Source organism: Maribacter sp. ACAM166, from assembly GCF_005771495.1.
In the GTDB taxonomy this organism is placed as follows: Bacteria; Bacteroidota; Bacteroidia; order Flavobacteriales; family Flavobacteriaceae; genus Maribacter.
This window is the reverse complement of sequence record NZ_VAUW01000070.1, coordinates 1-8,717: the sequence shown is the minus strand read 5'-3', so window position 1 is coordinate 8,717 and position 8,717 is coordinate 1. Positions and strand designations below refer to the sequence as shown.

Sequence of the window (8,717 nt, the reverse complement as noted above, 5' to 3'; positions counted from 1 at the left end):
TCGAGATGATTTGGGAAAACAAGGTTATATTTAACATAAGAGAAAGGTGTGGTTTTGAGTGCACCACAAAGGTAACTTTGAGGAACAGAATTCCCTTTCTCTTTTTTAATCGTTTAGGACGCTATTGGTATACAATCTATTGTAGAACTATTTTATTAGCAATTAAAATTTAATTTTATGAAAACAAATACACATAAGGAGCTTTTTAAATATCTGAGTATACTGTTTGGATTCTTCATTGGGTCCTCTGCAATTGCTCAATCGACGGTAAGTGGAACTGTGACTGACAATTTTGGCGAACCATTGATTGGGGCAACCATTTTGGTGAAAAATACAAATCGAGGAGTCGTTGCGGATTTTAACGGAAAATATTCTATTGAAACCAATATAGATGAAACCCTGGTATTTTCATATGCCGGTTTTAATTCTATAGAAATCGCTATAGAAAACCAAATACTATTGGATGTTGTTATGACCGAAGGTTTACAGCAATTATCAGAAGTAGTGGTAGTTGGATATGGTGAACAGAAGTATAGCAATATTTCTGGTTCTGTTTCTGTTATTGCTCAAAAGGAGATTAAACGAAATCCTACAGCAAACCTGAGTAATGCGTTGGTAGGGCAATCTACTGGTATAATAGCCACTCAACGCTCTGGTGCGCCTGGCGAAGATGCTTCCAACATCTTTATTCGAGGTATAGGTACTTTGGGTAATGCGTCTCCTATTTATGTCATTGATGGTATAGTTCGCCCAGCTAGCGATTTTAACCAATTGAGCTCAAATGAAATAGAGTCTTTCTCTGTACTTAAAGATGCGGCAAGTGCGGCAGTTTTTGGTATACGGGCTGGAAATGGCGTTATACTTGTAACGACAAAGAGAGGCGTCGAAGGAAAAATGCAAATCGATTTTTCAACGAACATTGGAGTCCAGCAAACTACAAGAACGCCTGAATATCTTGGGTCATATGAATATGCAAAGTTATATAACGAGGGATTAGCTAATCAAGGAGATACCCCTCTCTATTCTCAAGATGATTTACAAAAATATTTGGACCAAAGTAGCCCCGATACACATCCAAGCTCTAATTGGACTGAGGAAATCTTAAAGAAAACCGCAACCATACGCAAATATAATCTTTCGGCAACCGGTGGTAATGAAAAATTACGTTACGCTACATCATTGAGTTATTTAAACCAAGATGGGATAGTTCCTAGTAATAATTTTAAGAGGTATAATTTCAGATCTAATATTGATGCAGATGTTACAAATACAACTCGATTGTCATTTGATCTTTCGGGTAGAGATGAGCAAATTAATAATATTTCATTATCAGACCCTATAAATTCTAATAATAATATTTTTCGACAGTTAAGTTGGATACCTCCGATTCGATTTCCGGTAAAATGGTCAAATGGAGAATATCCTGGCAATCCAGTTTATGCGGCGCTACCTGAAAATGGATATAGAAACAAACGAGTACAAGCGTTTAGAGGGCGTATCCAATTACTTCAACAATTGCCAATAGAAGGGTTATCTATAAAAGGCATAGTTTCTTATGATAAAACTTTTACCGGAAATAAAAATTGGACTTTTTTCACCCAACCTTTTTTCACCCGTGGTGCTGATAATACGTTTGAGGAACAACCTCTTCCTGCAAATTCATTAAATCAAGATCATTTTGATAACCAATCTATAACTTTGGAGACCCATCTTAACTATGAGAAAACAATAGGTAAGAATCAATTATCAGGATTGCTTTTGTATACCCAAACAGAGGATAACTGGAATTTTTTAGGGGCATTCCGTGAAGGTTTTACATTGGGTATTGATGAAATGGATTTTGGCGGTGCGACCAATCGTAATAATAGCGGTTATTCTGGAAGTAGCGGAAGACAAGGTGTTGTAGGGAGAGTTAACTTTACGCATGATGATAAGTACATACTTGAAACTAGTTTTCGTGTGGATGGTTCGGAACAATTTGCAAAAGATAAACGCTGGGGCTTTTTTCCATCTGCAACAGCTGCTTATGTAATATCAAAAGAGAAGTTTCTTGAATCATCAAGCATTGATCTTTTGAAGATTAGAGGGTCTTATGGGATACTGGGAAATGATAGATTGCAAGGAGCTAGGTTTCTTTATCTTCAGTCATTTAATGTAAACGGAAATGCAGTTTTCGGGGATGCGAATGTAGAACCGGCTATTGTTGAAGGAAACCTTTCTAACCCCAATGTTACTTGGGAAACCGTAAAAAAACTTAATATTGGCTTAGATGCTATTCTTTGGGGAGGAAAGTTGTCTGCAAACGTAGATTTTTTCCTTGATAAGAGGAGTGATATTCTTGCATTCCGAAATGCATCTGTTCCCAGTCTTCTTGGAGTTGGACTGCCTGTTGAAAACTTAGCTAAAGTTGACAATAGTGGAATTGAGTTTGCCTTAGGTCATAGAGGTTCTATAAGTAAAGATTTACGATATTCGATGAACGCCAATTTCACATATGCTCGAAATAAGGTTGTATTTATTGATGAACCTATTGCAGGAAATCTTAATATCAGAAGAACAGGAAGGCCTTTGGGAACAGAATTTGGATACCAAGATCTTGGGCTGTTTCAAAATCAAGGAGAAGTAGATAATGCGGCTTCTCAGATAGGCACCAATGTAGGGCCGGGAGATATTCGTTACAAAGATGTCAATGGTGACGGTGCAATAGATGATTTAGATCGCGTTGAGATAGGAAGGGGCAATACCCCTGAGATAATTTTCGGTTATATAGGAGGGTTGACTTATAAAAATCTTGATTTATCCTTCTTGTTCCAAGGTGCAACTAACGTTAATCAATTTTATACAAATGAAAGTGCATGGCCATTTCACGTTGGTGCTGGTGCACGGAAGTCAAATTTAGATAGCTGGACTCCAACAAATACAAATGCAAGTCAACCCCGGGTATTGATTACGCAAGACAATATGAACCAAATCGGAAACTCTTCCTATTGGTTGAGAGATGCGTCTTATGTGCGTCTTAAAAATATAGAGTTGTCTTATAATGTGCCTTTAGAAGCATTAGGGCAAAAATTCATTAAAGGTTTACGCATTTATATAAACGCAAACAATGTATTTACATGGTCAAAGATAGAGAACTTTGATCCAGAAAATGGCGATAGAAGAGGATGGGATCATCCTCAGTTAAAAATTTGGAATGCAGGAGTAAACTTTCAATTTTAAAAAATTTTAAAAAAATGAAAAACAAACTAAAAAAGTTAAATCGTTTTGGATTTGGATGTATTTTATTCAGTGTGATTCTGTTAAGCTGTGATAAAGATATCCTTAATCAATTACCCAAGGATACACTTACCAAAACATTTATATGGTCTGATTCTCAAGGTGCAATACAATTTGTTAATGGAATCTACGGAAATTTACACTCGGGGTTTGATCGTAATTACGAAGGTTGGGGTAAAGGTATATATCTTCTTGATGGAACGACAGATGATGGTGACGTATGTATGCCTTGGACAAGTGCCGAACAATTGCAAAGTGGAGAATTTTTACCTTCAAATGCTCCCTGGGCAGAAACATGGGCTGATTATTACAATTTGGCACGTAAAACAAATGTAGCGCTAGAAAACCTTAAAAATCTCGAAGATGAATCTCTTAAAAATAGGCTTATAGGAGAAGTGTATTTTTTAAGAGCGATGATATATCACGAATTATTAAGGTTTTATGGGATGAAATCTGATGGAAATGAGCCAACTGGGGTTCCAATTATTGATAAACCGTTGACCCCAGATGATGATTTACAAATACCTAGATCTACCTATGATGAAGTGGTCAACTTTATTATTTCAGACATAGATAAGGCGATGCCATTGCTATCCAAAAAGGGTCAGGTTGAAGAAGGGAAGGCTACTACTGGAGCGGCTTATGCTCTAAAAAGTAGAGTGTTGCTATATGCTGAACGATGGGTAGATGCCGCAGATGCTGCGAATACAATTATCAATACTGAATACACCTTATTTGAGGATTATAGAACTTTGTTTCTGGAAAAGAATAACAATGAAGTGATTTTTGCCAAAAAATTTCAGAGCCCAGATAAAGTTCATTTTGGTGTAAATAATGGATTTGATGTTATTAATTCTCCTCGCTCCTTTAAAGGACCAAATGACGCGGGTTGGGGTGGTTGTGTACCTACACAGAATTTTGTTGATTCTTACGATATGATTGATGGAGAACCCCAAACTACATCTCCCCTATTTGACCCTAGTAATCCTTATGAGAATCTTGACCCAAGATTTGAGGCAACTGTGGTTCATAATGGGTCTGTTTTTCGTGGACATACTATGGAAATGTATCCCGGAGGAGCTGATGTAACATTTGAACCGGAAGATTCTAAAACGGGATATCAATTACGTAAATTCCATGAAGAACAATTTCCTGTATATTCTAAAAGTAGTGATCAAGATTGGATATATTTTAGATATGCAGAAGTTTTATTGAATTATGCTGAGGCTAAAAACGAAGCTAGTGGCCCTGATGGAAGTGTATATAACGCAATAAACACTATACGACAAAGAGCAGGAATACCTGATTTATCTGGTGGTCTAAGTAAGGATGCAATGCGGGAAAAAATCAGGAATGAAAGAAGAGTTGAGCTTGTTTTTGAAGATCATCGGTTCTTTGATATCAGGAGATGGCGTATTGCAGAAAATTTATTAAACGGCCCCCTAATAGGCATGAAAATAGAAAAAGTTGGTGATACGTTTGAGTATACACGATATGAATTTGAAACACGTAGTTTTCCAGCAAAATTATATGTATTTCCAATTCCACAATCTGAGATAGAGAAAAATCCTGCAGCTAAGCAAATAGCAGGATGGTAAGAGTGAGTTTTTTTGAATTATTGTTTAGTTAGTTTAAGTTTGAGAGCTGCAGGTTTCATGCCCGCAGCTCTTTTTTATAACTTGTGGAAGTTATTTTAACCATAGTTTGAATTAGGCTCTTTTTGAATTCAAATATTGGTAATTGATTTGGACTATTATTATTAAACATCATTTAGTTTTTATGAGTAGAGTTAAAAAACATAAATATTCTTTATTAGCTTTTTATTCTTTTTTAATAGTTGCAACTATTCTTTTTGGTTGTAAGGATAAACAACGAACTTTATTTGAGTCATTAGGACCCGGGCAAACTAACATTTCGTTTACAAATGAGATTGTAGAAACACAGATGCTGAATGTAATGCAATATGAATACCTGTACAATGGAGGGGGTGTTGGCATTGGAGACTTTAATGAAGATGGTCTCCCCGATATTTATTTCACGGGAAATACAGTAGAGAACAAACTATATATTAATAAGGGTAATTTTAAATTTGAAGATGTTACTTTATTATCAGGTGTGCAAGGAAAGGAAGGATGGAAGACGGGTGTAAGTGTTGCCGATGTCAATGGAGATGGGTTACTTGATATATATGTGTGCTATTCTGGTTTAGGAACCAAGGAAGATAGATCAAATCAGTTGTTTATCAATAAGGGGAATAACAAAGACCTTATACCAATTTTTATTGATGCTGCTGCCGAACATGGTCTTGATGTGCCCGGAAGTTTTAGTACCCAAGCAGCTTTTTTAGACTATGATATAGATGGTGATTTGGATATGTTTCTATTGAACCATTCAAAAACGTTCTATGCACCATTCTATAATAGCACAAAGTTGAGAAACTTTAGACATCCATTTTTTGGAAACTCACTTTACAGAAATGATAATGGAAAATTTATAAATGTTAGTTCAAGCGCAGGTATTTATGGAGGAGGGTTGAATTTTGGTCTAGGAGTTGCAATTAGCGACTTTAATCAGGATGGATTTTCAGATATATTAGTATCCAATGATTATGATGAACAAGATTTTTTGTACTTAAATAATGGAGATGGAACATTTATAGATGCCACAAAAAAATCATTTGGACATATATCAAAATATTCTATGGGCAATGATGCTGCAGATTTGAATAATGATGGTTTAGTTGATTTGGTTACGCTGGATATGCTTCCAGCAGATAATTACAGACAAAAATTATTAAAAGGTCCTGATGAGTATGATAGGTATCAACTGGCAGTGGATAGCGGCTATCATCGACAGCAAATGCGCAACATGCTACAGTTAAATCGTGGAATCGATAAAGAGGGGATTCCTCATTTTAGTGAAATAGGGCAACTCTCAGGAATATCAAACACAGATTGGAGTTGGGCTGTGTTAACAGCAGATTATGATAATGATGGCTTAAAAGATATGTTCATTACAAATGGCTACCTACGTGATTATACGAATATGGATTTTATGAAATTTGATGTGAATGAGGTTCTTAGTAAAGTTCGTGCGAGAGGGAGCGAATTGTTAGACAATAAAGGTAAAAATGAATATGCGGATGTTATTTATGAATTAGTAAAAAAAATGCCATCAACCAAAGTCCCTAACTATATATTTAAAAATAATGATGGGTTAACATTTAAAAATGTTGGTGATAATTGGGGTATTACCAATCCCTCGGTTTCGACAGGAGCGGCTTATGCGGATTTAGATAGCGATGGAGATTTAGATTTAATAATAAACAATACTAATGAACTTGCTAGTATATATAAGAATACAACAGATGAAAAAACAAAAAATAACTTTGTAAAAATTAAACTAAAGGGAAAAGACAAAAATACCTTTGCCTTAGGGGCTAAAGTATGGATTTCCTCGGATTCTATAGTTCAATTTCTTGAAAACTCTACTACCAAAGGTTTTCAATCATCGGTAGATCCCATACTTAATTTTGGGATAGGAAAAAGCAATAAGGCTAATATTAAAATTCAATGGCCTAATGGAAAAATAACAACTCAGCAGAATATTAATATAAATAAACTGATTCAATTTGATGAAACTTTACTAGAACCTAAATTTGAGATTAAAGAATATTCAAGGCCGAAAGAAATTTTTAGTGACGTTACAAACGATATTGGAATTTCATTCCTGCATAGTGAAAATAACTTTGTCGAATTCAAGACTGACCGGTTGGCACTAAAACAGAACTCAAGATTAGGCCCAAAATTATCAGTGGCTGATATAAACAATGATGGTCTTGACGATTTTTTTGTAGGAGGTGCTGCAGGACAGTGTGATCAATTATTCGTTGCCCAATTAAACGGTTCATATAAGAAAAAGGAAAGTGAATGTTGGAAAAACAACCTTGATTTAGAAACTATAGATTCAGCTTTTTTTGATGCAGATTCCGATGGAGACTACGATCTATATATAGTTAGTGGAGGAAGTGAATATTCTTTAAATTCAGAGAATTTAAAGAATAGACTTTTCCTAAATGATGGTGAGGGTAATTTCCAAAGTGCGCCTAAGAGTTCGCTGCCATTAGCTTTTTCTAACGGAAGTTGTGTTACTGCTGGCGATTATGATAATGATGGTGATGAAGATTTATTTGTTGGCGGAGGTGTTTTTCCAGGGAACTATCCATTAAGTTCTCCAAGTGGAATATTGCGAAATGATACAGACCGATTAACGGGTGAAGTGAAATTTACTATTGCGACTAATGAAGTAAATCCACTTTTAAGAAAGCCAGGATTAGTCACAGATGCCATATGGGTCGATATAAATAATGATAGATGGCTGGATCTTGTTGTGGTTGGGGAATGGATGCCTATTCGTATTTTTGTTAACGAGGATGGAAGATTGACTGAAAGAACCAGCGATCTAAATTTAGGAAAGAGTAATGGGTTCTGGCAAAGTCTTAATGAAGCTGATATAGATGGAGATGGAGATATTGACTTGATTGTCGGGAATATGGGCTCAAATATGCCATTTAAAGTTACGGCCAATGAACCGCTCGAGGTTTATGCCGGTGATTTTCGTGGAGATGGATTAACGTCGTCAGTAATTTGTAGTTATGTGCAAGGAAAGAGTTACCCAATTGCCTCCCTCGATGAAATGCAAGATGAATTTCCTTTATTAAAAAAGAAATTCTTGAAATATAGCTCTTATGCTTCGGCAACAATTGAAGATATTTTTTCGATTGATCAATTGAACAAGGCTAAACACATGAGTATCTATGAGCTTCAGAGTTTGTATCTGGAAAACAAAGGAGATACGTTTGAAGGTCATCCACTACCGATAGAGGCACAATTTTCACCAATTCAGGGAGCAATAATTAAAGATTTTACAGGCGATAATTATTTAGATGTTTTGTTAGCAGGTAATTTTTATCCCTTTAGAGTTCAATATGGGCCTAGTGATGCAGGAAAAGGGCTGTTGCTGGAGGGCAATGGAAAAGGCGGTTATAATGTAGTTAAAAATGATAAATTAGGAATATGGATTGAAGGAGATGTAAGAGATCTGAAATCGTTAAAGCATGGAAACAGAAATAATATAATCATATCTAAAAACAATGATTCCATACAAGCAATTCAATTAATACACTAATGGGGAGTTATATAAGTTAATAGAGGTCAGTAGTTAAGTTCGTATCTTAACTGTCAGTAAATATATATTATTATGGACATATTTAAAGGTCAAACTCTTCTAGAGTTCTCTGATTGCTTCAAAACGTATAATGATTGTAAGGAATATCTAGCTTCGACCAAGTCCAGAACAGCATTTAAATGTTCAAGATGTAATCATACGGCTTGTCAGAGGCGGGATGATTTTTCCAGACAATGTAATATCTGCAGGCATAC

Annotated in this window: 3 protein-coding genes and 1 pseudogene; all 4 read left to right on the top strand. The window is 35.6% G+C overall.

From position 1 onward, the window contains the following. The first annotated feature begins 177 nt into the window (after positions 1-177). Complete coding sequence (locus ES765_RS21015; RefSeq protein WP_138116444.1) at positions 178-3,219, top strand: SusC/RagA family TonB-linked outer membrane protein; 3,042 nt, start codon at positions 178-180, stop codon at positions 3,217-3,219. Positions 3,220-3,233: 14 nt separating this feature from the next. Further along, positions 3,234-4,874: a RagB/SusD family nutrient uptake outer membrane protein gene (locus tag ES765_RS21010; protein WP_171017398.1), complete on the top strand. Its 1,641-nt coding sequence runs from the start codon at positions 3,234-3,236 to the stop codon at positions 4,872-4,874. Between the two features lie 181 nt (positions 4,875-5,055). Then, positions 5,056-8,463, top strand: coding sequence for a VCBS repeat-containing protein (locus ES765_RS21005; protein ID WP_138116440.1), 3,408 nt, complete (start codon positions 5,056-5,058; stop codon positions 8,461-8,463). 72 nt (positions 8,464-8,535) lie between these two features. Continuing rightward, positions 8,536-8,717, top strand: a pseudogene (locus ES765_RS21000) (IS1595 family transposase); the annotation flags it as partial.